Annotated in this window: 25 protein-coding genes and 1 pseudogene; 8 read left to right on the top strand and 18 right to left on the bottom strand. The window is 35.5% G+C overall.

The features are described from left to right. Window positions 1-15: 15 nt before the first annotated feature. Window positions 16-474: a peptidoglycan recognition family protein gene (locus ACM6HU_RS25775; protein WP_016133198.1), complete on the bottom strand. Its 459-nt coding sequence runs from the start codon at window positions 472-474 to the stop codon at window positions 16-18. Between the two features lie 14 nt (window positions 475-488). Continuing rightward, entirely contained in the window at window positions 489-1,292 is an 804-nt protein-coding gene (locus tag ACM6HU_RS25770) for a protein phosphatase 2C domain-containing protein (RefSeq protein ID WP_016131809.1), read from the bottom strand. A gap of 149 nt (window positions 1,293-1,441) precedes the next feature. Here ACM6HU_RS25770 and ACM6HU_RS25765 point away from each other — a divergent pair, with 149 nt between their 5' ends. Then, the gene (locus ACM6HU_RS25765) at window positions 1,442-2,251 is read left to right on the top strand and encodes a YitT family protein (protein ID WP_016131810.1); all 810 of its coding nucleotides are present in this window, start codon (window positions 1,442-1,444) and stop codon (window positions 2,249-2,251) included. 29 nt (window positions 2,252-2,280) lie between these two features. On the opposite strand, the gene ACM6HU_RS25760 is transcribed toward ACM6HU_RS25765, so the two are convergent. Continuing rightward, on the bottom strand, window positions 2,281-2,649 hold the full coding sequence (locus ACM6HU_RS25760) for a VOC family protein (RefSeq protein WP_016131811.1): 369 nt from the start codon (window positions 2,647-2,649) through the stop codon (window positions 2,281-2,283). 279 nt (window positions 2,650-2,928) lie between these two features. On the opposite strand from ACM6HU_RS25760, the gene ACM6HU_RS25755 reads away from it, so the two are divergent. Beyond that, a complete protein-coding gene (locus ACM6HU_RS25755) occupies window positions 2,929-4,470 on the top strand; it encodes a BA3702 family sensor histidine kinase (protein WP_016131812.1) in 1,542 nt (513 codons plus the stop codon). Window positions 4,471-4,673: 203 nt separating this feature from the next. Here the strand turns inward: ACM6HU_RS25755 and ACM6HU_RS25750 are convergent, their stop codons facing one another. From ACM6HU_RS25750 to hutP, 8 genes are all read right to left on the bottom strand, one after another. Next, window positions 4,674-6,248, bottom strand: a complete 1,575-nt coding sequence (locus tag ACM6HU_RS25750) for an FMN-binding glutamate synthase family protein (protein WP_016131813.1) — start codon at window positions 6,246-6,248, stop codon at window positions 4,674-4,676. An 89-nt stretch (window positions 6,249-6,337) separates the two neighbouring features. Beyond that, window positions 6,338-7,465 carry an alkene reductase gene (locus tag ACM6HU_RS25745; RefSeq protein ID WP_016131814.1) on the bottom strand — a complete coding sequence of 376 codons (1,128 nt, stop codon included), beginning with the start codon at window positions 7,463-7,465 and terminating at the stop codon, window positions 6,338-6,340. A 618-nt stretch (window positions 7,466-8,083) separates the two neighbouring features. Continuing rightward, entirely contained in the window at window positions 8,084-8,545 is a 462-nt protein-coding gene (locus ACM6HU_RS25740; RefSeq protein ID WP_170927953.1) for a CarD family transcriptional regulator, read from the bottom strand. 523 nt (window positions 8,546-9,068) lie between these two features. Next, window positions 9,069-10,040: a formimidoylglutamase gene (hutG, locus tag ACM6HU_RS25735; RefSeq protein ID WP_016131815.1), complete on the bottom strand. Its 972-nt coding sequence runs from the start codon at window positions 10,038-10,040 to the stop codon at window positions 9,069-9,071. Continuing rightward, window positions 10,019-11,290 (bottom strand): imidazolonepropionase, encoded by a 1,272-nt coding sequence (gene hutI / locus ACM6HU_RS25730; protein ID WP_016115745.1) that lies wholly within the window; start codon window positions 11,288-11,290, stop codon window positions 10,019-10,021. Before hutI ends, hutG begins: the two co-directional genes overlap by 22 nt. A gap of 12 nt (window positions 11,291-11,302) precedes the next feature. Further along, window positions 11,303-12,961, bottom strand: coding sequence for a urocanate hydratase (gene hutU, locus ACM6HU_RS25725; RefSeq protein ID WP_016131816.1), 1,659 nt, complete (start codon window positions 12,959-12,961; stop codon window positions 11,303-11,305). Between the two features lie 23 nt (window positions 12,962-12,984). Next, window positions 12,985-14,502 (bottom strand): histidine ammonia-lyase, encoded by a 1,518-nt coding sequence (gene hutH, locus ACM6HU_RS25720; protein WP_016131817.1) that lies wholly within the window; start codon window positions 14,500-14,502, stop codon window positions 12,985-12,987. Window positions 14,503-14,604: 102 nt separating this feature from the next. Then, the gene (hutP, locus tag ACM6HU_RS25715; protein WP_003199156.1) at window positions 14,605-15,045 is read right to left on the bottom strand and encodes a hut operon transcriptional regulator HutP; all 441 of its coding nucleotides are present in this window, start codon (window positions 15,043-15,045) and stop codon (window positions 14,605-14,607) included. 197 nt (window positions 15,046-15,242) lie between these two features. On the opposite strand from hutP, the gene ACM6HU_RS25710 reads away from it, so the two are divergent. Both ACM6HU_RS25710 and ACM6HU_RS25705 read left to right on the top strand, forming a co-directional pair. Beyond that, the gene (locus ACM6HU_RS25710) at window positions 15,243-16,193 is read left to right on the top strand and encodes a class I SAM-dependent methyltransferase (RefSeq protein WP_016131818.1); all 951 of its coding nucleotides are present in this window, start codon (window positions 15,243-15,245) and stop codon (window positions 16,191-16,193) included. A gap of 126 nt (window positions 16,194-16,319) precedes the next feature. After that, the gene (locus tag ACM6HU_RS25705; protein ID WP_016131819.1) at window positions 16,320-16,880 is read left to right on the top strand and encodes a class I SAM-dependent methyltransferase; all 561 of its coding nucleotides are present in this window, start codon (window positions 16,320-16,322) and stop codon (window positions 16,878-16,880) included. Window positions 16,881-17,380: 500 nt separating this feature from the next. Here ACM6HU_RS25705 and ACM6HU_RS25700 read toward each other — a convergent pair whose 3' ends face one another. Both ACM6HU_RS25700 and ACM6HU_RS25695 read right to left on the bottom strand, forming a co-directional pair. Continuing rightward, entirely contained in the window at window positions 17,381-17,581 is a 201-nt protein-coding gene (locus ACM6HU_RS25700) for a hypothetical protein (RefSeq protein WP_016131820.1), read from the bottom strand. A 92-nt stretch (window positions 17,582-17,673) separates the two neighbouring features. After that, window positions 17,674-18,248, bottom strand: a pseudogene (locus ACM6HU_RS25695) (AAA family ATPase). A gap of 260 nt (window positions 18,249-18,508) precedes the next feature. Here ACM6HU_RS25695 and ACM6HU_RS25690 point away from each other — a divergent pair. Then, window positions 18,509-18,805: a hypothetical protein gene (locus ACM6HU_RS25690; protein WP_016115752.1), complete on the top strand. Its 297-nt coding sequence runs from the start codon at window positions 18,509-18,511 to the stop codon at window positions 18,803-18,805. A gap of 104 nt (window positions 18,806-18,909) precedes the next feature. After that, window positions 18,910-19,341, top strand: coding sequence for a DUF2621 domain-containing protein (locus ACM6HU_RS25685; protein WP_016131823.1), 432 nt, complete (start codon window positions 18,910-18,912; stop codon window positions 19,339-19,341). Window positions 19,342-19,423: 82 nt separating this feature from the next. On the opposite strand, the gene ACM6HU_RS25680 is transcribed toward ACM6HU_RS25685, so the two are convergent. Further along, entirely contained in the window at window positions 19,424-19,930 is a 507-nt protein-coding gene (locus ACM6HU_RS25680) for a CcdC family protein (RefSeq protein WP_016115754.1), read from the bottom strand. 89 nt (window positions 19,931-20,019) lie between these two features. Continuing rightward, entirely contained in the window at window positions 20,020-20,727 is a 708-nt protein-coding gene (locus ACM6HU_RS25675; protein ID WP_016115755.1) for a cytochrome c biogenesis CcdA family protein, read from the bottom strand. A gap of 660 nt (window positions 20,728-21,387) precedes the next feature. Here ACM6HU_RS25675 and ACM6HU_RS25670 point away from each other — a divergent pair. Beyond that, window positions 21,388-22,296: an EamA family transporter gene (locus tag ACM6HU_RS25670; protein ID WP_016115756.1), complete on the top strand. Its 909-nt coding sequence runs from the start codon at window positions 21,388-21,390 to the stop codon at window positions 22,294-22,296. 139 nt (window positions 22,297-22,435) lie between these two features. Next, a complete protein-coding gene (locus ACM6HU_RS25665) occupies window positions 22,436-23,581 on the top strand; it encodes a M20 peptidase aminoacylase family protein (RefSeq protein WP_016131824.1) in 1,146 nt (381 codons plus the stop codon). Between the two features lie 47 nt (window positions 23,582-23,628). Here the strand turns inward: ACM6HU_RS25665 and ACM6HU_RS25660 are convergent, their stop codons facing one another. The 3 genes from ACM6HU_RS25660 to ACM6HU_RS25650 all read right to left on the bottom strand — a co-directional run bounded on the left by ACM6HU_RS25660 (window position 23,629) and on the right by ACM6HU_RS25650 (window position 26,146). Further along, the gene (locus ACM6HU_RS25660; protein WP_016115758.1) at window positions 23,629-24,573 is read right to left on the bottom strand and encodes an ABC transporter permease; all 945 of its coding nucleotides are present in this window, start codon (window positions 24,571-24,573) and stop codon (window positions 23,629-23,631) included. Continuing rightward, window positions 24,566-25,477 (bottom strand): ATP-binding cassette domain-containing protein, encoded by a 912-nt coding sequence (locus tag ACM6HU_RS25655; RefSeq protein ID WP_016131825.1) that lies wholly within the window; start codon window positions 25,475-25,477, stop codon window positions 24,566-24,568. The genes ACM6HU_RS25660 and ACM6HU_RS25655 overlap by 8 nt, the downstream gene beginning before the upstream one ends. Before the next feature lie 93 nt (window positions 25,478-25,570). Continuing rightward, complete coding sequence (locus tag ACM6HU_RS25650) at window positions 25,571-26,146, bottom strand: ABC transporter permease (RefSeq protein WP_016115760.1); 576 nt, start codon at window positions 26,144-26,146, stop codon at window positions 25,571-25,573. Window positions 26,147-26,186 lie beyond the last annotated feature (40 nt).

Genomic DNA, 26,186 nt, shown 5'->3' with positions numbered 1-26,186 from the left:
GAATCCTTTTCTCCTCTATTTTTGAGATAATGTTTTCCTTAACTCTACCATAGAAAAACGTGTTCCTGGGCAAGTTTTTGTGACACCTTCTAATTCCCGATGACCAAGTATATGTTCTTCACATATAGAAAACTTCTTCATAAACCACTTACATAGTGAATGTAAAGAATCGATTTGCGCTAAAGTCGGATCATATTTATCAAAATTACCTGTCATACAAATCCCTATCGTTTTGCTATTATATCCTTTTGCATGGGCTCCAATGTATAATCCCCTACCTTCAAACACCGTCCCATCTTCTTCAATAAAATAATTATATCCGATGCCACTCCATCCTCGTACCTTTTGATGGAATTCATGTGTTTTATACACATCCCATCCATCTTCAGCAGTGTGATGAATGATGAGTTTTGTTACGTTTTGTAAAGGCTGCAATTCATCTTGAAACGTCAGTTTTGCTTGCTTAATTTCCATTCAGGATCCTCCTTTTACAACTCAATCATGATTATCGTTTTATCATCTGGTCGAATCCGTTTTTGTTCTTCTAATTCTTCTATTATAGAAACATATTCTTTTATACCATGCATGCTTACATATTGTACTGTTTGCTCAAGTGACCAGTCTGGGTGAAATAATCCATCCGAACAAATAAATATTCCTTTCACTTCAGAAAGTGGTAATTCCCCTTGTTGGATCCAAGTAATTGCTTCCGACATCCCATTTGCTACTGAATACCCATTGGGCATATTGGCAAGATAACGATTATATTTTAGTTGCTGCCTAATGTCATTAAATATATATTCTTCCCATACAAGAAGTCCCTTTTCCCTATCTTCTTCACGCTTTCTTTGCGCTCGTGCACTAATTCCTTTCACTGTATCTTTTGTTAACACCTTTATGGTTCCATCATGCAATGTAGCAACAAGCATACAGTCACCAAGTTGAGCATATTGAATGCTTTCATCCTTTATACGAACTACAGCAATACATGTACACCATAAATGATCTTTCTTTGTCGTATCAATCTTATAATCTATCATTTTTTCTTGTAATGCTTCGTTTGCGTTTGCAATTGCTTTTTGCAAACTTGTCACTTCTTTTAGCGATGTAAAATGACTTGCAAATACGTTTGAAGCTAGATATGCTCCATTATGCCCCTCTTCATCTTGAAATGGGACGGGTGGCGTTGCACCATCACATACACCATAGATTTTCAATTCTTCATTACAAAAAAACGAGTCCTCACATTCCTGTTTCAAAGGACTTTTCTGTTGATACATTTGAATTTTCATATTTTTACACCCCTTTAATGAAATATGTAAAAATAATTTGATTTTTTGAAGTAGTCTAACTTCCCGAAATAAACTGTTTTCACCTAAAACTTTCAATCTCATATATAATCTTGAAATAATATGATTTTTTAGTGAAGGACGGGAAAAAGATGGTCAGATTTCTTGGAGTTATCATTGGTTCTATCATTGTTGCAATTGCCTTTAATCTTTTCCTTATCCCCCACAAGATTTTAAGTAGTGGAATTGGCGGAATTGCTATTATCTTAGGAATTGTAACCCCTGTAAACACAGGCATTATTAACTTCGCATTAAACTTACCTATTCTTATTTTAGGGTACATAGGTCTTGGAAAAAAAATAATTTTTAATACAATCGTCTCTGTAGTTGTATTATCAGTAGCATTATATTTGATTCCAGTACAAGTCGTTGCAACAGATCCACTTCTATCTTCTATATTTGGAGGCGTAATTGCCGGAGCAGGAGTTGGCCTTGTCTTTAATTGCCATGGTTCAACAGGTGGATTTGATATTATTGGTATGCTACTATCTCGCAAAAGAGATATTAAACTTGGTGGTTTTCTTATCATTTTAAATACAGTCGTTGTTGTCATTGCTGGATTTTTCTTCAACTGGGATGTGGCGTTAACGAGTTTACTTTCAATCTATGTAACAGGTAAAGTAATTGATGCCGTTCATACGAAACATCGTAAAGTTACACTTATGATTGTAACAAATCAAGCAGAAGAAATGAAAAAGAAACTCCTTTCCACTGTTGTGCGAGGAATTACACTTCTTGATGGTGAAGGTGCGTATTCAAGTGAGAAAAAACATGTACTTATGACTGTTGTTTCACGTGAAGAGCTTGCTGGTATGAAACTAGCCATTTCTGAAATTGATCCACAAGCATTCGTTAATATTACGGAGACTGTTGAAGTATTAGGGTTATTTAGGAGAGGTTAAAAAACTAGGTGAAGTTCCACCTAGTTTTTTTATTTATTCTCCATAAATTCTAGTCTATTTCCAAATGGATCTGAAACATAAAATCTAATTATATCTGGACGAGCATAATCATCTATGACTTGAATCCCTTGCCCGATTAGTTTTTCCTTAAATTCATCGATCCCCTGAACATAAAAAGCTGGATGCGCTTTTTTAGCCGGAGAAAAAGTTTGTTCAACTCCTATATGAATTTCTTGATTTCCACAACGAAACCAACAACCGCCACGTTTTCTTAATTCTTCTGGTTTCGGAATCTCTTCTAAACCTATTTTATTTCCATAAAAGTCTCTTGCCTCTTCTTCACACCCTACTGGTGCTGCTACTTGTACATGGTCAATCCCTTGAATATAACCTGCCATATCTCTCTCCTCCTTTATATTTTTATTTTATAGTATACTGCTTTAAAAATAACTTATATAAGTTTTATAAAACTCCATAAGATTTACTTAACAGCCACAGGCATATCATTTGTTCTATAATGAAGAAGGCGCTTTAATAACAACTTAATTAAAAAGAATAAAAAACACAGATTATTCTGTAAATTTGTTTTTTATAGAAATATATAATGTTTTTCATATATTATATTTATAATAGGTTATTGAATCTGTTTTAGATGCTAGTTGCACGGAGGAAAAATTATGAGTCGAAAAAAGTTCTCATCTATTCAAAAAAGTCGTCATTCGGCTATACCCCGCCGTTTGCGAAATCATATTCAAAATTGTACTTTAACAGAAATGTACGCATCTCTTTTTGAACATAATCCTGATGGTATTATTTCATTGAACTTACAAGGAATCATATTACATATTAATCCCTCTGCGGAAAAAATATTGGGATATACTTCAGAGGAATTAGAAAGAAAAACAATTACTTCTATTATAGAAGCACATATTTCTGATCAAGTACTGCAATTTATAAAAAATACTACAGCTGATAATCAAGAAGAATACATACTTTCTATCCACCATAAAGATGGATATCAAATAGATGTAGTTACAAAATTAGTCCCTATTTTTATTAAAAATCATCTCTCAGGTGTATATGCAATTATGAAGCCACTCGAGAAATCTGAAAAAATCGAAAAAATGTTAAAAGAGAGCGAAAAACGATTGCGCACATTGATGGACTCAATGCCTGCCTTTGTCATCTTTAAAGATCATGAAGGGCGCTGGCTTGAAGCAAATGATTACGCACTTTCTTGCTTTGATTTTCATGATGTTCCTTATCACGGAAAAAAAGATAGTGAACTCGTTCAATATAATGAAGCGTACCGCGAAGCATTTTTACATTGTGAACAAATTGATGAACTCGCATGGCAACAAAAGAAAATTATTCATGGCGAAGAATTTATTATTCATAAAAGTACGTCCAACCTTATCTTGGATCTTTCAAAAGTTCCACTCTTCCATCCTGATGGCTCACGAAAAGGCCTTATTGTTATGGGCAGGGATGTTACTGAATTAAAGAAAACAGAAAAATTACTACGAAAATCTGAAAAATTAGCAGTAGTCGGACAACTAACAGCAGGAATCGCTCATGAAATCCGCAACCCGTTAACGGCCTTAAAGGGATTCTTAACATTATTGCAACCCGATATTAGCGAACAAAACAAATGGTATATAGATGTTATGCTTAGCGAAATTTCACAAATGGAATCCATTACAAGTCAATTTATGGCAATGTCTAAGCCACAAGTGTTATCTATTCATTCTCACCAAATCCAATCATTAATTGAAGAAGTAGTAACCTTTATTTTACCTACCGCCATCATGCATAGTACACATATTATTATGGATCATCTTTCGACTATGCCAGAAATTCAATGTGATGGTAATCAACTAAAGCAAGTCTTTATTAATGTACTTAAAAATGCGATTGAAGCCATGCCTCGCGGAGGAAATATCTTCATTCAAACAAAGCAAGTAGATGAGAATTTCATTTTAATCCGTATTATAGATGAGGGGTGTGGCATTCCAGAAGATCGTATTTCTCGTTTAGGAGAACCTTTTTATAGTTTGAAAGAAAAAGGAACTGGATTAGGCTTAATGATGTGCTACAAAATAATCGAAGAACATTACGGTAAACTTCAAATCTCAAGTGAGTTAAATAAAGGAACAACTGTAGATATTCGATTACCCATCTCCCCGTTGCCAAATAATAACGAAATGGAAAAAGAGTAAATAGATCTTTCTATTTACTCTTTTTATAGTAATTTACTAATATTTTATTCTGTCACTTGCTCCAGTATTGTTTCCATCCACGAAAAAATCTTTATAAACCCACTTTCTAAAAAACTTAAAGTCAAAATATCCAGAAAATATAATGATGTTTTTTTTGCACATCCCCTCCGCCAAAGTGCAAGGAATGTTTCGTGCTATTTCTCTCACTTTTCACCTACTACTGGAAATAATTTCGATAACGGAATAACTCTACCTGTTTCATCTTTAAATACAATGTGATCCCTTGTTAAATGCCGTGGACTTTTCACCCCTGCCGCTGCTGATAACGCAAACAAACTATATCTCATGCTCACAATATAATTCATCACGCGCCACTTTTTTTCATTGTGGTCTAATGCTTTTTGATAATGTGGATTCGTTGTCGCAACCCCCGAAGGACATTGTCCGGAATGACACTGAAGTGCCATAATACACCCACTTGCCATCATAAATCCGCGTGCAGAATTAACTGCATCGGCACCAATTGCTAAGGCTATTGCTACTTTATCAGGTGTTACTAATTTTCCCGATGCAAAAACTTTCAACTTATCTCGAACATCAAAACGACAGGCTGTATCAACAAACGTAATGAGTGCTGGTATAAGTGGTATCCCCATACTATCTGCCATCGATTTATAAGTGGCACCGGAGCCTCCTTCCGAGCCATCAATTGTAATAAAATCTGGATAAATATTTAATTCCTTCATCGTTTGTAATAACTCTTCTAGCGGTTTTTGTTGCCCGATAACTATTTTCATTCCAACTGGTTTACCACCTTTTTCTTGCAAATCATGAATAAAACGCAAGGCGTCTTTAGCATGATATAAAAACGCAAAACGATTTGGTGAATTTATCGTTTCCCCTTCTTTTACTTTTCGAACAGCAGCTATTTTCCGATTCACTTTTTGTCCCTCTAAATGTCCACCGCGTATTTTTGCACCTTGCCCAAATTTCAGTTCGAATGCTTTAATATTCGGCTCTTTAGCTTTAACTACGAACTCATCCATTGAAAACCCCCCCTCTTCATCACGATATCCAAATAAACCTGGACCGATTTGAGCAATAATATTTGCACCTGTTTGTATATGCTCTGGAATTACACCACCCTCACCTGTATTAATCCATGACCCCCCTGCCATTTTCGATCCATATCCTGTAGATAAAATATAATTTTCACCAATTGCACCATAAGAAGTAGCAGATGCCCCAAACATTCCATATATTTTCCATGGAAATTTACGATTCTCTCCAACTACAATTGCATCATCTTCCTCATATAGCCAAAGATTTGTTTCATCTACAGTTAATTTTTCTTTTCTAGAAAACACACCTTCTTTATGAATTACATATTTTTTTGCAGCATGCTCTTCAGAAAGGTCCACATTGAGTTCTTCTGTAAGAACTGGAAATAGAGTGTTTGCAATATAATATCCAGATGCATTAAAATCCCGTTTCGAGCCAAAACCTAGAACTTCAGATCGATATTTTGCTAAAAACATTACACTTTGAAAATCATAACGTGAAAAAGGTTTTCCGTCTGTATCATTATCAAACCAATATTGCCGAAATTCAGGCCCTATCTTCTCCAATAAAAAACGCATCCTTCCTAGATACGGATGGAGTTTCAATATAGAATGATGTGTTCGTTTCTTAATAAAGAATGTAGCCATAAAAAAGATAATGAACAGCAAGATTAACAATAGTAATATACTAATAATAACGAGTAGCGTTTCATTCATTTTCGCTTCCCCCTATCATGCCATTCTCTTATATTTTTTGCTTACATAATAAAAGAAGAACACCTTATGTGCTCTTCTTTTATTATTATTCATATCAATGTAGCAAGATGCTGTTTCGCATCGTATTCCTCTAAATTTTCCCCGCGTTTAACACGATGAACAAAATCCGGATTAGAAATCAATGGTCTACCAAATGCTGCTACATCAATTGTTCCTTCTTGTAGTGCTTCTTCTGCCTCTTTTGGATTTAAATTCCCCACTCCTACAATTATACCATTCCAATATTTACGAACTAATTGATGTAAGTTTTTTCCGTCAGCTATAACTTGCGTATAGTTCATTGTTGAAGGATGGATCATCGTTAATCCTACTTCACGGAACATATTTATAAACGTTTTAATTGCTTCCTCCGGATTTCCCCACATATAACTAGGGTTATCCCCTTTAAAGGCTGAGAAACGCAGTAGTGTTTTATCTGCACCAACCGCCTCTATTACAGCTTGCACAACTTCTTTCATAAACGTTAATCGTTGCTTTAAATCTCCACCATACTTATCTTTTCGATCATTCGCAAATTCATAAGCGAATTGATCGATTAAATATCCATGTGCACCGTGAATTTCGACGCCATCGAATCCAGCCTCTATTGCATTTTTAGCAGCTTGTGCATACTGCCCAATAACTTCTTGAATTTCTTCTATCGTCATCGCTTCTGGATTATCAAAAGGCTTCCGAAAACGTGGGACATTTCCTTGAGCAGCAATCACAGAAGGTGCTTGTGGTAAGAATCCACCTGTTAGTTCATGATGGCTCATACGTCCTACATGCCATATTTGCGCAATAATTGTTCCACCTTCTTTATGTACTGCATCTGTTACTGGTTTCCAGGAATCAATTTGTTCTTGTGTATAAATACCTGGGACACCTGGATTCCCCTTTGCTCTTGGGCTAATTACTATTCCTTCTGTAATAATTAAACCAACACCATCAGCTGCTCGTTTACGATAATACTCGACTACATCAGACCCAACTACTCCCGTCTCATCATTAGCAAAACAACGAGTCATCGGTGCCATCGCCACGCAATTACGAAGAGACCATGTCCCAATTTGAATCGGATTAAACAACTTTATTTCCTCAATATTTTCAAAGGATCCCCAATTATTTATGTTCGTACCTTCGTAAATACTTACCGCTTTATTATTTGAACTTGTCATTCTTTTCCCCCCTTGATTCAATCAAAAAACTAACTATAAACGCATCATAATTTCTCTTGAACGACCACGTCAATTTATAAGTTCTCATCATATAGTATCTGCATATTAAATTAACAAAAATAATAAACATAAAATAAAAAGAGTTTCCAAATTAGGAAACCCTTTTTATAGTTGACCATATGGCGCTATCATTTCGTTTATCTCTTTTTCGTACAAAGATAAACAATTACTATTTACTATATTAGCAAATGTGAAAAATTCTTAAAGATAGAAGTGCGATTGATTCATTATTCTTCCAGAAATAATAACTTATATATACCTAAAACAATGAAAGCCCTACCTCTCTTCCATCCTTACGGCTCCTCGTCCGTGCCAGTGTGAATCAGGATTGCAAAAATCAAGTAACTATTTTATCGAGTTATTTAATTAAACTTCGAACATTCGTAAAAGAAATTAAAAAATAAAAATGGATTAGTTTGTAGTAATAACAAAAGAGGTTAATGCTCTAAAAGTGGTTTGAAAGAGTTGAATGTCTTTGAAATGATTGATTCTCTATAATTATATCCCCAAAAAATTCAAGATCTTTTTTGGGATGTAATACATTATCTACAATAAATCTTAACAAAAGCTTTTTATTTGATTTTCTGTGATACCTTCAATTAATCCCAGTTCACTAATCAAAAATTCATGTGCGTTATCTAACATTTTCTTTTCGCTTGCATTAAGTGCTTTTTCTTTCTGCATACGCATTAAATCACGTACAACTTCAGCACCTTCTTGTATTTTACCCGTTTTTATTTTATCTGTGTTCACTTTATATCTTTGTTTCCACGTAAGTAATCTATCTGATTCTCCATGCTGAAAAATATCCATTATGTGTGTTAATGCCGTTATATCTGTAACTGGTCGTATATTTGAATTCAATATTTTCCCCGTAGGAATCATTACTTCCATATTACTGGCCGACATTTTTATGACATAATACTGTTGTTTTTCACCTGAGATTTCCTTTTCTTCTATGGCTTTAATTATACCTGCTCCTTGCATTGGATAAACAATGTTATCGCCAATTTGAAACAAATAATCCACCTCCATATATGGTAACCTTCTCAAGCTTAACACACATTTATTTTTTTAGCAAAATTTTTATAATATCACAGAATTATTTTCCATGTCAATTCATTTACCCTTAAAAAATCAAATGGCACAAAACACTAAAATAATATGCTTTTATCATAAAAAAATAAGTTTCAATTCATGACAAACACTATCCTGTTCACTCTACGATTCTTTCAGCATAAAGCTCTACACCTTTATGTTAAAAAACTTTATATGATTATAAAAGAGCACTAGTGATTCATGTTCTTTGTCTACTTGCATTATGAAATATGCAGTAAATAACTTACTTTCTTTTGGACACAACTAAAACACCTCATACCTCGCTAATTTTAAAACTTGTAGAACAAAAAAAACACATCACTTCATATAAAAGTGATGTGTTTTTTATATAATGCGCAACATGAAAGACGAGACATCGCTTTTAAAATTCCTCATGTGCATTCACTTATCTTTCATGTTACTAAGTATAAGAGAATCCCTTCGCTTATATACTAACCTGCCTACTAATCGTTTCTCTTGCTAATAAAAAACTCATAATCACTTGAGCAGCTATCCTGCTTGTCATATCACGAAAATCAAGCGTTGGATCAATTTCTACAATATCCATACCTTGAACGATTGGTTCTTGCCCAAGTGCTGTTATAGCATCAAGTAAAGTTATACTATCCATGCCTCCTGGACCAATCGCTGGACACCCTGGTGCAAATGCTTGATCTAATACATCCATATCAAGAGAAACATAAATAGCTGTAACCCCTTGTCTACGTAAGATGTCAATACTTTCTGTAATAATATCTTTAATCGCTCTCTCACGAACATGCTTCATTGTATACACCGTCACACCATGCTCTTTTGCATATTCATGGTACGTGCGAGCATTTGAAAAATTACGAATTCCAATTTGAACAAGCTGTTTCCCTGTGATCACATCATTCTCTAGTAAACTACGAAATGGTGTTCCATTAGACGGTCCCCCATCTTCTAGGTTTCGTAAATCATGATGCGCATCAAATTGGATAATACCGACTTTCCCTTTACTACTTGCAAAACCACTTATACTAGGAAAGCTAATGGAATGATCACCACCAAGAACGATTGGTACCATTTGCGGATTCAATTTCATCAAACTGCCGAGCGTCTTAGTAATACGAGCATGACTTTCTTTTATGTCTGTAACATGCATACTAATATCACCACAATCATACAAGACACTTTCTTTCATATCATGCTCTTCTGTAATCGCGTATGTGCTATATGCATCTAGCATTGCGCGAATGGTTTTCGGCGCAAAACATGCACCAGAATGACTAATAGATGGTTTAGAAAGCGGTGCGCCAATTAATGCTGCACCAAAGATTTCTTCTCCCTCTTCCCAGCCTTTAATCATATCACTCCATTTCGTTACTTCACGATCAATAAACTTTGCATTTTTCTTTAAATAGTGGCCTTGCTCCACGTTTTGTCACCTCTTTTATATGCAAGATTACCGTTCTTCCATACTGTATTTACATGACTTACACCGTAATGATATGGTACATACGCATAATTATATGCATCCCATAAAACTAGGTCAGCCTTACGTCCAACACGAATTTTCCCAGCAACATCGCCGCGATTGATCGCATACGCTGAGTTAACTGTTACAGCATTCCAGACTTCTTCTGGTGTCATTTTCAATTTCAACATCGCAATGCTCATAATAAGTTGAATATTTTCAGTTGGGCAACTACCTGGATTAAAATCTGTCGCTAACGCAACCGCTACACCTTCATCAATCATTTTACGCCCACGTGCAAAGCTTTCTTTATTTAAGTAGAAAGTCGTTCCTGGGAGTAACGTTGCAACTGTATTGGAATTCGCTAGCATTTCAATCCCTTTATCTGATGCTCCAACTAAATGGTCCGCTGATGCCGCACCAATTTCTGCCGCTACTTCTGCACCGCCAAGTGGGTCGATTTCATCTGCATGAATTTTTACATCAAATCCAAGTTCTTTTGCTTTTAATAAAAAGTCTTTCGATTCTTCTACAGAGAATACCCCTGTTTCACAGAAAATATCAACGAACTCAGCTAATTGTTTTTCTTTCATTTCTGGTAATAAATCTAACATCCATTGTAAAAACTCTTTTGCTTTCCCTTTGTACTCTTTCGGAACTGCATGTGCTCCTAAGAATGTTGAAACTAAATCAATTGGATGCTCTTTTTGCAATTGTGCCGTCGTTTCTAATTGTTTCCACTCTGTTTCATCGTCCAATCCATAGCCACTCTTTGCTTCCACTGTCGTAACACCAAATGACAACATGCGATCTAAATGAAACTTCGCCTTTTGTACAAGCTCTTCTTTCGACGCTTGTTTTGTTGCATTCACAGTTGAAAGAATACCGCCGCCTTGTTCTAAAATTTCTAAATACGGTACTCCCTGTAACTTAAGAGCAATTTCATTTTCACGAGACCCACCAAATACAAGGTGCGTATGCGGATCAACAAGCCCTGGAGAAACCATTTTCCCTTCGCAATCGATGGTTTCTTTTGCTTGCAACCCTTTTGCTTCTTCCGCTGTGCCAACGAAAGTAACAATACCATTTTCAATACCCACTGCACCATTTTCGATAACAGGAAGCGTGTTCATCGCTTCCTGTCTTAACAAGCCATCTTCTTGATCCATTGTTAGCAATTGACCGATATTCGTTAGTAAAATGTCCAGCATGTTTCTTCCTCCTTATTTCATCATTGGAATGTTAACGCCTTTTTCTTTTGCTGTTTCAACAGCTAAGTCATACCCTGCGTCAACGTGGCGAACAACTCCCATTCCAGGATCAGAAGTTAATACGCGTTCAATGCGTTTTCCCGCTGCTTCTGTTCCGTCTGCAACAATAACCATTCCAGCGTGAAGTGAATACCCCATACCAACGCCACCACCGTGGTGAACAGATACCCAGCTTGCACCATTAACACTATTGATTAAAGCATTTAAAATTGGCCAATCCGCTACTGCATCACTGCCATCTTTCATTGCTTCTGTTTCACGGTTCGGTGAAGCTACAGATCCACAATCTAAATGGTCACGGCCGATAACGATTGGTGCTGATAATTCACCGTTTGCAACCATTTCATTGATAATACGCCCGAATTTTGCACGCTCTCCGTAACCAAGCCAACAAATACGTGATGGAAGACCTTGGAACTCAACTTGCTGACGTGCCATACGAATCCAGTTACATAAATGCTCATTATCAGCAAATTCACGTAAAATTACTTCATCTGTTTTATAAATATCTTCTGGATCGCCAGAAAGTGCTACCCAGCGGAATGGCCCTTTTCCTTCACAGAATAATGGACGAATAAACGCTGGAACGAATCCTGGGAAATCAAATGCATTTTTTAACCCTTCATCGAAAGCAACTTGGCGAATGTTATTACCATAATCAAATGTAATGGCACCTTTTTGTTGCATTGCAAGCATTGCTTCTACATGTTTTTTCATACTTTCTTTTGATAATTGTACGTAGCGTTCTGGATCTTCTTCACGAAGTTTTGCCGCTTCTTCTAATGAATAGCCTACTGGAACATAACCATTTAATGGATCATGTGCAGACGTTTGATCTGTCACTAAGTCTGGTGTAATGTCACGTTTCACAAGCTCTGGTAAAATTTCTGCAGCATTTCCTAATAGTCCAATTGAAATTGGCTCTTTCTTTTCTTTATATTCTTTCGCAACAGCTAATGCCTCTTCTAACGATTCTGTGTACATATCACAATACCTTTTTTCAATACGACGATCGATACTGCGTTTATCTACATCAATCGCAATGACTACCCCACCGTTCATCGTAACAGCAAGAGGTTGTGCACCACCCATACCGCCTAAACCAGCTGTAAGCGTTAATGTCCCTTTTAATGAACCACCAAAATGTTGGCGTGCTGCTTCTCCAAATGTTTCATATGTTCCTTGTAAAATCCCTTGTGTACCAATATAAATCCAGCTACCAGCTGTCATTTGTCCATACATCATAAGACCCTTTTTCTCAAGTTCACGGAAGTGATCCCAGTTTGCCCACTTAGGTACTAAGTTTGAATTTGCTAGAAGTACGCGCGGTGCATCTTCATGTGATTTAAAAATTGCAACTGGTTTACCAGATTGAACAAGTAACGTTTCATCACTCTCTAAAGTTTTTAACGAATCAACAATGGCATGATAGCTATCCCAGTTACGAGCTGCACGACCAATGCCACCATATACAACTAATTCTTCTGGCTTTTCAGCTACTTCTGGGTCTAAATTATTCATTAACATACGAAGTGCCGCTTCTTGAATCCAGCCCTTAGTTTGTAATTCTGTCCCTCTTGGCGCGCGAATTGTTTGTTTTACGTTTTCCATTTTAATCTCTCCCTTTTCCCTTTTTATAGTGTTGCATTTGCATCCAATCGTTCTAATGTAAAGCGACTTGTTTTTAACCAATGTGTAATATTTTCAATATCTGTTGAGAAAATACGGTCATTTGTAATTGACGGTACTTGCTGACGTCCTTGGTGATAAAATGCTTTCGTTACTGTACTCATCTCTTGGGTACCACGATATTCCGCCGCTTGCATTGCACAAATCATTTCAATTGCAAAAACGCGTCTTACATTTTGAATGATTTGATGTGCATGGCGCGAAGCAATTGTTCCCATACTTACATGATCTTCTTGGTTAGCGGATGATGGAATTGAGTCAACACTTGCTGGATGAGCTAGCGTTTTATTTTCTGAAACAAGTGAAGCTGCTGCGTATTGCATAATCATTGCACCAGATTGTAGTCCTGGCTCTGGACTTAAAAATGGCGGCAAATCATTTAACTGCGGGTTCACAAGACGCTCAATACGGCGTTCAGAAATATTCGCAAGTTCTGCCATTCCGACCTTCAAAAAGTCCATTGCAAATGCAATTGGCTGACCGTGGAAGTTCCCACCAGAAATCACTTTTTCCCCTCCATCAAAAATAAGTGGATTATCTGTTGCTGCGTTCATTTCAATTTCTAATTTTTCTTTAACATAATTTAAAACTTGCCAAGAAGCACCGTGTACCTGCGGGATACAGCGAAGTGAGTATGCATCTTGTACACGAAGTTCCCCTTGCTTTGTTACAAGTTTACTATCTTGAAGTACATCGCGAATACGCTTTGCAACTTCCACTTGTTCTTTATAGCCACGTGCTTTATGCACATTTTCATCAAATGCATCGATAATGCCGCGCAATCCTTCGATTGTCATTGAAGCAATTAATTCTGATTGATAAGCAATCGCTTCAGCTTCTATATAAGAAAGGATTCCTTGCGCTGTCATCGCTTGCGTACCATTGATTAATGCAAGCCCTTCTTTCGCTTCTAATTCGATTGGCTCTAAACCTTCTTCTGTCAGAGCTACCATCGCATGAACGCGTTTCCCCTTATAGAACACTTCCCCTTCACCTAATAGAACAAGAGCAAGATGGGATAATGGAGCTAAATCACCGCTCGCGCCTAATGAACCTTGCTGCGGGACAACTGGATGAATTTTACGATTTACAAACTCTAACAGCCTATTTACAACAAGTGGACGAACACCAGATACACCTTTTAACATCGTATTAGCGCGTAAAATCAACATTCCTCGCGATACTTCTTCAGGGAATGGATCGCCAATTCCGCATGCATGTGATTGAATTAAGTTATGTTGTAGTGCCTTTACATCATCTTTCTGAATGAGTACATCACTAAACTTTCCAAACCCAGTTGTAATACCGTAAACAACTTTTCCATCCTCTACGATTTTTTCTACAACTTCACGGCACTCAGCCACTTTTTGCATGCTGTTTGGGCAAGCTGTTACCCCTTCCCCTTCAAACAACAAACGTTTCATTTCTTCTACTGTCAATGAATATCCTGTTAACGTAATCATCCTTTTTCCTCCTTAAAAGAGCAAAAGGGGACCTTACCTTTTTAAGACAGACTTCTGTCCCAAAAAGCAAGGCCCCCTTCTAACTAATAGACTATGGGCAAATCATATGTGATTAATTCCTAAACCAATCGCCTCATGCTCAGATCCTTTTACAGGCGCACCTATCGTTCCATAAAGTGCAACAGCAAGCCATTCGCCTTCTTTTTTCCCGTCGTATGGTGTACCGCGCACAATTGCAAACCGAAGACCTACCGTACGAAGAACGTCTGCTAACTGAATTTGACCTCTCGTCACTCCGTACAACGCTTCCATGATTGCATGATAAAGTGCATGCGTTTCTCTGTAAACGTCTGTTTCAATAACTTGGTTGCTTTTAGCCGCTGTTTCCATTGCTGCGACAACCTTTTGCGAATTCATAGAACCAACTTTCCCAGTACAATATTTCCAACCTTTTGGAATGGATAATACAGGACTTTCATTCTCGTCCGCAAGCGCCAACAACATGGCCATACGACCAATTCGATGTGTTCCTTGAAGAAGCATGTGACTCTCTCATTTCTTGTGAATTATTTGAATATTACTTAATTTAAGAATATATGAAAACGGTTTAATCGTCAATAGTTTAAACGATTATTTGAATAATTTTTTCAATACTCTGTTACCATTGTGTACACACTTTATTTACAGAAAATTCTAAAGCGTGCTATAGTCTCACTAACAGCTGTAAGGGGGACCCAAAATTGGTTAAGAGAAAAGATATTCACTTTCGAATTGACGAAAGATTACTAGAAAGATTTGAAGCAACACTTCATTATGAAGGCCTAAATAAAACAGATGTTTTAACACATGCTATTCAGCAATTTTGCATAAAGGTGGAATCAGAAAAAATGAATGACGTAAAAAGACAATACGCTGTAAGTAATCATCTTCAAACACGGATTGATACCCATAAAAAATATGAAGAAAAACGAGTCGATTTAGATACAGTTGTAATTGAGCATTTACAATTACAAGGAACAGAAAAAATATTAGAGGTTGGGTGCGCTAATGGGAAATTCCTTGCACTACTACACGTAAACGGGCACAAGGGGCATCTCACTGGTCTGGATCAATCTACAACTATGCTGCGAGAAGCTGCTATGAATGCAGCACAGCAACATGTAAATATTGAATGGAAACTTGGAGACGCTACCAAACTTCCTTTCCCAGCTGATTCCTATGATTGGATTATCGCAAGACATATGCTGTATCACATGACGGATGTTGAAAAAACAATTCAAGGATTCCATAAAGTAATTTATCCTGGAGGTAAATTTCTAGCCACAACAAATTCTCAGGTTTCATTACCTTATATAGATGAGATGTGTAATAAAATGTTAGTCGCATTTGGTCTACCTGAAAAAACACCAACAGCTACTCCATTTTGTTTAGAGAACGGAAAACAATTATTACAATCTGTTTTTCAAACTGTGGAGGAAACAGTTATTCATAATGCACTTCTATTTCATCATGCTACACCTATCGTTAACTATATCTCTAGTATGTTTCCATCTTTAAACATACCTGATGATATTCATCTTCATTCAGAAATGAAAAAATGGCTTGCAAATGAAATAGACCATGAGTTAGCCCTTCATAACGGGATATGGCGTGATCCGAAAACACTTGCTATTTATCGTTGTACAAAATAAGTTTGAATCTACTTTATAACAAATTCTTCAAATTTATCTTAGGTTGATGTTGATATGGCGATACCCTAAGAAGAAAATTACATATTACAAATATAACAATAGACAAAAATATAAGAGGTGAAACTGTTGGCTATAAAACAAAAGGAAATTAAGCTGGTAATTGGTGCAGGGGAATATAATAATAATCCTGGCTGGTTACATACGAATGAGGAAGAATTGAATTTATTAAAAAGGGAAGATTGGATAAAAAGGTTTGATCCTAATTCTTTAGCGGTAATTTTAGCGGAGCATGTATGGGAACATTTATCATATGAAGAAGGCATAGAAGCAGCGAAAGTATGTTATGAATTTTTAAAGCATGGTGGTTATATTCGATGCGCCGTTCCTGATGCATTTTTCCCAGATGAAGAATACCAGGAGGGTGTACAAGTTGGGGGACCTGGACCTAAAGACCATCCCGCAGCTAGTCATAAAATAGTTCATAATTATGAAACTTTAAGGAAAATGTTTGAAACTGTTGGATTCGAAGTAAAATTACTTGAATATTGTGATGAAGAGGGGAATTTTCATTACAATGAGTGGGATGGAGCCGATGGGGTTATTTTTCGTTCAAAAAAATATGATCCACGAAATCAAGGGGATAAACTTGTTTTTCCATCGTTAATTATAGATGCAATAAAGTCTTAGTTATTACGCTAAACAGGTGTTTTTCTTGAACAATAGCTTTAAAGTCGATTTCCCAATAAGAAATCGACTTTTTTAGTATCATAACTCAACAATCTTGAGATTTCTTCATCATTATAAAGATATGGGCGGTTTCGTAACATGGATTTATAAATCACAAAAAAGTTACATACAAGCCTCCAAAATATTAAAATTGAAAACTATATAAATTTTTCATTCTGAGGGCATTGAAATGAATTAGCTTGATGGTCATGTTAGGAACCCGAAGAAAAAAAATTATCCTGTTGGACAATATCAAAATAAAAAATGGTTTCATAACGAGTATCAATATAACTATAGAAAGCATGGGACACTTCGTGAAAAAGTAACGGAACACTTACTTACATTGATGCAACAAGCCTATTCGTCCTCTCCTATATAAAGAGCAAAGAAACATCTTATGAAATCCTACGTATAAATTCAAATGATAAACCACCTATAAATAGGTGGTTTTCATATACATGCTATGATTTTGACAAAATCTTAAGAAGGCTACTGCCTGCCCAAAGGAAGTATGCCAGTTGAGTTAAGATGTACATTGTAAATTCAAAAGCAGAAAGCTTTCTCTCTCGCTTCACTTTTTTTAAATGTCTATAATAACAAAATGAACATAATACTAACAGTAATATCGAGGCTTCATGTACGTTCTCTATTACCTTCATCATAATGATCCCCCATCTCCTTGTATTGATAGACTAGTCGATCTAATATGATCTTTTTCTTTATATTAAAAGCCTTGTTCAAGTGCGTTTTCTTCCTATTTCTTCTCCCTTAACCATTTCACAAGAAACACCTCTGTTTCCTCTACTGTCGCCTCATCAGTATTCACATATGTAACTGGAAACTGTTGATACCACTGTTTTTCAGTGTTTATTAACTCTAGCTGTTCTTCAAATGTACTGCGTCTTCTCGTATTATCATTCTTCTTTCTCTCTTGCAATATCTTTTTAGAAACATCCAAATAAAAAATTGCATTCGAACGACATTTTCTTAATTGATACAATTCATCTTTTAATTCATTTTCAATATCCCAATCCATCCCTATCAATTTTGGAAAATGTAGTGTATAAAACTCAATATCTTCCGGACCACGATCAAATATTACAGTGCACCCTCGCGCATTCTAAATTTCTTTTATTTTTGCTCCAATAAACATTCTTTGATTTGTAATAAATCCCTCTTTTGTGTAAATATCCAAATTTATTTTTTTCTCTTCTCTACAATTTCATAAGGATTTTCATATACTATCTGAAAACCTCTTTGCTCTAATCTCCTTGCTAACGTTGTTTTCCCGCTTGCCATTGGTCCTTGAAGTGAAATTATACACGTCATTTCTTCCACCCTTTTCCACTAAAATAAACCTCTTTTTTACAATAAACGGAATTTTATAAACTATCAACAAAATACTTCCTACCTTGTTTCCTATTTCTATCTAGCTTATAATAAAAAACAGAGACGATTATGGACGCCTTTTATGTAAGCTTGGAAATCCAAGCTTACATTATTTTTTGCTTTCCCTTTTATTAGAAACAGAGTATACTAGATTAGAACATACGTTCTGAATGATTACATATAGTAAGGAGATAGAACAAATGGTATACGATACAAAAGTAATTTCTTGGAACGAATCTTTAAAACAACTACAACGTCGCTACACAAATCAAGCAGTAGATCGAAAACAATTTGAAGATGTTGAACTCATGGAGTTTTTCCGCGATAACGACTACATTTCTCTTCCTACACATATTAGTGGCCTATCAACAAAACGTTTTACTTCTTACTCTATTTTCACAACTGAAGATAAAGATCGTAAAGTCGGCACACTTATTATTGAATATTTAGAAGATGATACTGACATATTACGTGTCGAACAACTATACTTTATTTAATTCATAACGCTTGGTCAAAATGACCAAGCGTTCTTGCTTTCTATCAATCCCACTGCTTATAATACTAGTAAAAGGAAAACTGTTATCGCAAAGGGGGTATACACTTGCTCGAAGGATGGTTTAGTTGGTTTATTGTTACTTGGACTGTTATTTTACTAGGCCTTATGTCTATTGGTGGATATTTCATGTTCCGAAAATTCTTAAAACGCCTACCGAAAGAAGACGGCATGTCTATTTTAGATTGGGAACAACACTATATCGATCAAACACGGCATTTATGGAATGACGAGCAAAAGCAATTATTAGAGGAGCTTGTAAGTCCTGTTCCTGAACTATTTCGTGATGTTGCAAGATCTAAAATTGCTGGTAAAATTGGAGAGCTCGCTTTAAAAGAAAAAGCCTCAAAAATAACTGAAGATTTAATCATTAAGGGGTATATTGTAGCAACTCCAAAACGAGATCATAAGTTTTTAATTAAAAAATTACAAGAAAAGCAAATTGACTATTCCCGTTATCAATCACTGCTGGCTAATTGACCTACCCCTACCTTCACTTCGTTTAGAGAAGGGGATCTTCTCGGTTAACATAATAAAAAACCTCAAGGAATCTTGAGGTTTTTTACGTTAATTTCATATCTTTCTCATTATAAAATCCATCTTCTTTTTCCATTTCCTTTTGCAATCTCGTGAATGAACGATACATGGAAATTCTCCATGATACAATCATTGCAAAAGCAAGTAAGAAGAACATACCGCTTAGCTGTCCTAAATCAAGTGATTGACTCAAATATGTTTTAAACACAATACGTACAACGAGTAAGCCAATTAAAATAAATACGAAAGCTTTTGAACGCTTTAAATAAATATCTTGTCCACGAACTTCAAATTTAGATGTTTTAATAAGAAAAATTGAGAAAAACAAACCTACACCGATTGCTTCTAACATTTCTGCTGGTGTTAGACGAAATTCCGGAAAAATGTACATCAATGCCCCCGTGCTCATAAAAAACGGTGGGAGAATAATTTTTTTCAATGTTGCTGGTTTCTTTGCTGCTTTTAAACGAATAAACATCGCACCTACAGCCATACAAATGGCAACAATACTTGATAAAAGAACTAAGTTCATACTTTCTCATCCTTTTTTGTGGCAATATGAAAATACAGTTTCATTATATGCTTTTCTGTTAGTATTTCCAACATTTTCACAGGATAATACTAAAAACCCGTGAAACCACCAAATAAACTTGAGAAATACGCAATAATTTTTGTCATCCAATTAAAGTATAAGAATATACCCATAACAATCATGATATATCCGCCTACTTTCACAAACGTTCCACTATGCCGTTTAATCCAAGACATTTTCGTAATAAAAAATGAAAGTATAAAAAACGGTATTGCAAACCCAAGTATGTAAGCAATCATATATATCATTGCTGATTCTGGATTCGTAGTAGCCAGTCCAATTACAGCTACTAAAATCGGCCCTGTACAAGGTGTCCAACCAGCAGCAAATGCCAAACCAATTAAAATAGATCCAATATAGCCACTAGGACGACTTTTAAATGTAAATTTTCGATCTTGCATTAAAAACTTTGGCTTAAATACCCCCACAATTACAAGTCCAAATACAATGATGAACAGCGCCCCTAACTGTCTGATTAAATCTTTATAATCTTGGAAGAATGATCCAATAAAACTTGTACCAAAACCAATTGCGATAAAGACAATTGAAAATCCAAGTAAGAAAAACGCCGTATGTATCATACTTCTTTTACGAAGCATCGCATTTTCTTCTTTTAATTCAGAAACCGACATTCCCGTTATGTACGATAAAAATGCTGGATAAAGCGGTAAGCAACAAGGGGAAATAAATGATAAGAATCCCGCACCAAACGCTAAAAAAATATTAATATCTTGCATTGTTACACTCCTCTCCTCTTCAATATTGTAGCAAAAACAAAAGAAAATACTATGTACAATTCATGAATTCACTATTTACAACATTTTAATAAGAAAAAATAGCTGCACACTGCTATATAACTACAAATTAAAAAACCGAAATAAAATCCTTCTTTTTAGGTGGGAGAGAGCATCCCGCCATGCATAGAAGCGGTCAGATTCTTTTCCTGCCCCATGCCAAGTGAAAACAAAGAGAGAAAACAAGTAGCGGTCACCTTTTGTTATCCATAACTGTAGCTTATATATCGAAAAATTAAAATGCATATTTTCTGAAGCGTTTTCATTTCTCTTCTATTATAAATAATATTCTGTTACTCATTAACATATCAAAGCTTCTTCCAAACAACAAATAATTTGTATACCACACCTCTGTATACTATACATTTCCTGTAAGAAAATATTTTTTTAAAATGATACCTTTATACACCCTTCACCTTATCTTACAACACTTCTATAATTATAATTTTCAAGATTATGCATAAATATCATACTTTTATTATTATTCTATAAAATGTCACACTTTTCTTTTATTTGACCCTTCATTTTTAATTTTGTATACTTCCATCTAGTTATATATGTCCGTTTTGGAACAATTGAATATATAAGATGGGAGGAATTTTCATGCTTCGTTATTCTCTATTGGTTTTATTAGGAGCATGTAGCTATGGAATTTTAGCTATCTTTGTTAAACTTGCATACGCAGAAGGTTTTTCACTTGGAGAAGTAATTGGTAGTCAATATTTGTTCGGTTGGTTTATTTTACTTGGAATTACACTCCTATTTTCTAGACATCGTGTTCCCCTTAAACAAATGCTTGTTTTATTTGTCGCTGGAACATCTGCAAGTTTCACAGGAATTTTTTACTACGCTTCACTAAAAACTGTACCGGCATCTATTGCCATTATCCTTTTATTCCAATTCGTTTGGGTTGGTATTATCATTGAAGCTGTTGCGACAAAAACATTGCCATCAAGAGAAAAAGTCATTTCTGTTATCTTTTTACTTGCTGGTACATTCTTATCGAGCGGATTATTAGAAAAATCAGTAGGTGATTTTAATACAACTGGAATTATACTAGGTTTACTATCTGCTGTGACATTTGCAACCTACATTTTTGTCAGTGGTAAAGTTGCTGTTGAAGTACCATCATTACCACGGGGTGTCCTTTTAATGGCGGGTGCTTTAACTTTAGTAATGATCGTATTCCCACCAACATTTATTTTTAACGGAGCGATTTCACAAGGGCTTTGGAAATACGGTTTAGGACTAGGAATATTTAGTATTGTCATTCCATCCATTGCCTTTACAATCGGAATTCCAAAAATCGGTTCCGGCTTAGCAACTATTCTTGGGGCAGCCGAACTACCTGTTACAACAATTATGTCTGTATTCGTTTTAAAAGAAGCAGTACTTTCTTCTCAATGGCTTGGTGTGGCGCTTATTTTGGTTGGAATTGCAATTCCGCAAATTGCGTATACAATGCGCGGCCGTTATCAAAAACATCATACACACAAGAAAGTTGCTGCATAAAAGAAAAGAGGTTTCTCATTTGAGAAACCTCTTTTCTTGCAGGTTCTTCCAAAAGAACTAAATTCCTATATAATTACTAATAAATATATTTTACTAAAAACAGAAATTGAAGTTTATCTTGAGAAAGAAGGAAAAATAGATGACATCCATCACAAATCAATTAACAGAGAAGCTAATCTCCATCCGCCGTCATTTACATCAATATCCAGAACTATCTTATGAAGAAACAGAAACAACAAAAGCGATACAGAACTGGTTAAACGAAGCTAACATCACAATTATTAGTTCTAATTTAAAAACTGGCGTAATCGCAGAAGTTTCCGGTGATAAAAATGGACCAATTATTGCGCTCCGTGCTGATATTGATGCTCTTCCTATACATGAAGAAACTAATTTATCTTATGCTTCTAAAAATCCTGGTAAAATGCATGCATGTGGACATGATTTTCACACAGCATCTATTCTCGGCGCTGCCTACTTATTAAAAGAAAATGAATCTTCACTTAACGGAACTGTTAGGTTCATATTCCAAGCTGCTGAAGAAAGCGGAGACGGAGCATGCAAAGTAATAGAAGCTGGTCATTTAGAAAACGTACAAGCCATTTTTGGTATGCACAATAAGCCCGATTTACCAGTTGGTACAATTGGTATAAAAGATGGACCACTTATGGCCGGCGTTGATCGTTTTGAGATTGAAATACAAGGAGTTGGAACACATGCAGCTGTACCTGATGCTGGTGTTGATCCAATTGTTGCCTCTTCTCAAATTGTTATGGCACTACAAACAATTGTAAGCCGAAATGTAAGCTCTTTTCATAACGCTGTCGTGAGTGTAACAAACATTCATTCAGGAAATACATGGAACGTTATCCCTGAAAAAGCAACTTTAGAAGGAACCGTTCGTACATTCCAACCTGAAACACGCCAAAGAATACCAGAACTGATGGAACGTATTATTAAAGGGGTTTCTGATGCACTAGGTGTTGAAACGAAATTGCATTGGTATCCAGGTCCTCCTGCCGTTCATAACGATATAAAACTTACAGAATTATCTATCCATATTGCTCAAGTAATGGGCCTCCAAATTATTTCACCAAAACCTTCTATGGCAGGAGAAGATTTTTCATTTTATCAACAAAACATACCTGGTTCATTCGTCTTTATGGGAACAGCTGGGACACAAGAATGGCATCACCCTGCTTTTACATTAGATGAAGGAGCATTACCTATAAGCGCACAATATTTTGCTTTATTAGCTCAAGAAGCTATTAATAAATTACGATAAAAAAAAACCGTTAAGATCATTCTTCTTAACGGTTTTTCCATCTATTATTATGTTAAATCGCGCTTTGAAAATACAGTATAGGAAATACCTAGGAAAACAAGTAAATAAATCATCAGAATACAAGAGGCAAATGGGAATGTTATCCCTGAAACTAAGCTTCCATGTTGTAATATTCCATATAAATCTGTATTTGCCGGTAATAAAAATTTCATCCATTCATATCTAGATGCTGGCATTAAAATGATTCCACCAGATAATGCCACAAATAAAGAAATACCTATTGCACCCCCACTTGATCTTGTTAGAACAGAAATCATAAAAGCAAGCGCTGCATACACAAGAGTTGGTAGCCATTCTAATATATAATACTGGCTCACATCACCAAAGATATTCCGCTCAATAATACTACCATTTTGTACAATAAATTCCGTCCATGCTGGCTGTTGAAACTTATAAATAACAAACCCACATAACAGTGAGAAAAGCATATTAAATATAAATAATAATCCAGAAAAAATAACAATCGCAACATATTTCGCTGTTAAAATTTTAAATCGATTCGCCGGGCGAATCATTAAGAATTTATAAGTTCCCCAGTTGTACTCATTTGCAAAAATTGTACTAGCATATACAAGAATAAATGGTAATAAAATCGGAAAAACAATTAATCCGGTATCTCTCATAAAAGTTAGAGGTGAACCATCTGCAGGTGGTGTATTCGTATCTAAATGCTTCATTTTAAGCTGATACTCTTTAACAAGCTCATCTCCTGATTTTTGATTGATAATATCCTGTTTTGTACTCCCAAGTTTTTTTTCAATTTCTGCCGTTCGCTCCGTATACTCTGTTTTCCAATCTCCTGATAAAGACGGAAAGTATTTAACAGAAACCCACCCTAAACCAATAACTAAAATTGCAATAACAACAAACGGTATCATTGTTCGCTTTCGCTTAAAGATTTTATACAGTTCGTTATAAACTAAATTAAACAATATCCTTGCCTCCTGTTAATTCTAAAAACTTCTCTTCTAATGTTTTTCTTTCTTCATACACACGATAAATGCGAATGCCTTTTTCTGTTAATGTACGAATCACATTTGGAATTCCTTCATTTTCCACAGTAAGAATCAGTTCATTACCTTGAATTAAGACATCATACGTTAAAAGATCCGCTGCCTGCTTCACATCATCAACACGTATATGAATCGTCTCCATTTCCAAACTTTCAGCTTGTTTAATATTTTGTGTTGCCACATATTTTCCATGTTGAATAATAATGACCCGATCACACATTAATTCAACTTCAGATAATAAATGACTCGATACAAGAACTGCCTTTCCTTGTTCATGTGCAATTTTATTTATGTACATTCGCATTTCATGAATACCGTTTGGATCTAACCCATTTGTTGGTTCATCTAAAATAAGTACATCCGGGTTATGTATAAGTGCTTGTGCAATTCCTAAGCGTTGCCTCATACCAAGTGAATAGGCTTTTACTTTTCGGTCAATAACCTGTCCCATACCTAGTAATTGTACAACTTCATCAATGCGATCTTCTGTAACATTACCATTCATACGACCAAAATATGCCAAGTTTTCATAACCACTTAAAAAAGGATAGAATTCTGGATTCTCGATTACAGCACCAATTTTTGCAGCTGTGCTTTCAAATTTCTGTTTTACAGATTGACCATCTATCCAGACTTCACCTTCCGTCATGCGAATCATACCAACCATCATTCGCATTAATGTTGTTTTCCCAGCACCGTTTGGTCCTAATAAACCAACAACTTCGCCTTTCTTTACTTCAAAACTTATATTTTCTACTAATGTCTTTGATCCGATTCGCTTTGTTAATTGTTCTACTCGCACTATAGATTGTTCATTTACCATTCTATACAACCTTTCTGACCAACTCTTTTTTCACTTCCTTCCACTGTATCATGAATATTTTTCACTGTAAAACGAAGGAAAAGGCATGATGCCTCATGCCTTTTCCTCAACTTTATATAATTGTTCACGTTTAAATTCTTGAATAAACTTATAACATTGCCATATTGATAATAAGATGATTATAACGACCAACATTGTTGTTATCGATAATGCGTATAACGTAATCGGTACGCTATTTATTCCATGAACTCCTATTAACTTTATAAAAATTACTGTAAATAATTTCAAAAACAGCATCCCATGAATAAAACCAAAAAGAATCGCTCCTCCGTAAATCAAAAACTGCTCCTGACATAACAAACAAAAAATTTTTCTTTTTTTCATACCGGCAGTTTCATACAACAGTAATTCTTGTTTCCTATTTTTTAAGAATCTTTTTGTCATTTGGTATGTGACAGCAGTGCATACAAAAAACAACAGTACTTCCCCATAATATAGCGTAGCTAACAAAAACGGTATATGCTGTGTTTTTTCTATTACCGCTTCATTAGATTGGATAGATATAATAAAAAAATATAGCATTGTACTCATTGCAATCCATATAAATTGCTTTAATCGTTGGACAGCATAGTTTTGTATATTTTTCTTTGCTAACCGAAATAAAGACATAATTGATTCCCCTACCTTACTTCTTAACGTCCAGTATTCC

The organism is Bacillus sp. IT-79MI2, from assembly GCF_949768135.1.
GTDB classification, from domain to species: Bacteria; Bacillota; Bacilli; order Bacillales; family Bacillaceae_G; genus Bacillus_A; species Bacillus_A pseudomycoides.
Note: the sequence above shows the minus strand (reverse complement) of the source record. Positions and strands in the feature narration are given on the sequence as shown.

What these genes read in the sequence shown, in the direction of transcription:
- ACM6HU_RS25755 (WP_016131812.1), top strand. Translation starts at nt 2,929, where the DNA reads ATGAGTCGAAAAAAGTTCTCATCTATTCAAAAAAGTCGTCATTCGGCT.
- hutI (WP_016115745.1), bottom strand. Translation starts at nt 11,290, where the DNA reads ATGCTGGACATTTTACTAACGAATATCGGTCAATTGCTAACAATGGAT.
- ACM6HU_RS25775 (WP_016133198.1), bottom strand. Translation starts at nt 474, where the DNA reads ATGGAAATTAAGCAAGCAAAACTGACGTTTCAAGATGAATTGCAGCCT.
- ACM6HU_RS25765 (WP_016131810.1), top strand. Translation starts at nt 1,442, where the DNA reads ATGGTCAGATTTCTTGGAGTTATCATTGGTTCTATCATTGTTGCAATT.
- ACM6HU_RS25655 (WP_016131825.1), bottom strand. Translation starts at nt 25,477, where the DNA reads ATGGTAAATGAACAATCTATAGTGCGAGTAGAACAATTAACAAAGCGA.
- hutU (WP_016131816.1), bottom strand. Translation starts at nt 12,961, where the DNA reads ATGGAAAACGTAAAACAAACAATTCGCGCGCCAAGAGGGACAGAATTA.
- ACM6HU_RS25670 (WP_016115756.1), top strand. Translation starts at nt 21,388, where the DNA reads ATGCTTCGTTATTCTCTATTGGTTTTATTAGGAGCATGTAGCTATGGA.
- ACM6HU_RS25750 (WP_016131813.1), bottom strand. Translation starts at nt 6,248, where the DNA reads ATGAATGAAACGCTACTCGTTATTATTAGTATATTACTATTGTTAATC.
- ACM6HU_RS25650 (WP_016115760.1), bottom strand. Translation starts at nt 26,146, where the DNA reads ATGTCTTTATTTCGGTTAGCAAAGAAAAATATACAAAACTATGCTGTC.
- hutP (WP_003199156.1), bottom strand. Translation starts at nt 15,045, where the DNA reads ATGCTTCTTCAAGGAACACATCGAATTGGTCGTATGGCCATGTTGTTG.
- ACM6HU_RS25745 (WP_016131814.1), bottom strand. Translation starts at nt 7,465, where the DNA reads ATGACAAGTTCAAATAATAAAGCGGTAAGTATTTACGAAGGTACGAAC.
- ACM6HU_RS25680 (WP_016115754.1), bottom strand. Translation starts at nt 19,930, where the DNA reads ATGAACTTAGTTCTTTTATCAAGTATTGTTGCCATTTGTATGGCTGTA.
- ACM6HU_RS25760 (WP_016131811.1), bottom strand. Translation starts at nt 2,649, where the DNA reads ATGGCAGGTTATATTCAAGGGATTGACCATGTACAAGTAGCAGCACCA.
- ACM6HU_RS25700 (WP_016131820.1), bottom strand. Translation starts at nt 17,581, where the DNA reads ATGATGAAGGTAATAGAGAACGTACATGAAGCCTCGATATTACTGTTA.
- ACM6HU_RS25675 (WP_016115755.1), bottom strand. Translation starts at nt 20,727, where the DNA reads ATGCAAGATATTAATATTTTTTTAGCGTTTGGTGCGGGATTCTTATCA.
- ACM6HU_RS25690 (WP_016115752.1), top strand. Translation starts at nt 18,509, where the DNA reads ATGGTATACGATACAAAAGTAATTTCTTGGAACGAATCTTTAAAACAA.
- ACM6HU_RS25770 (WP_016131809.1), bottom strand. Translation starts at nt 1,292, where the DNA reads ATGAAAATTCAAATGTATCAACAGAAAAGTCCTTTGAAACAGGAATGT.
- ACM6HU_RS25665 (WP_016131824.1), top strand. Translation starts at nt 22,436, where the DNA reads ATGACATCCATCACAAATCAATTAACAGAGAAGCTAATCTCCATCCGC.
- hutH (WP_016131817.1), bottom strand. Translation starts at nt 14,502, where the DNA reads ATGATTACGTTAACAGGATATTCATTGACAGTAGAAGAAATGAAACGT.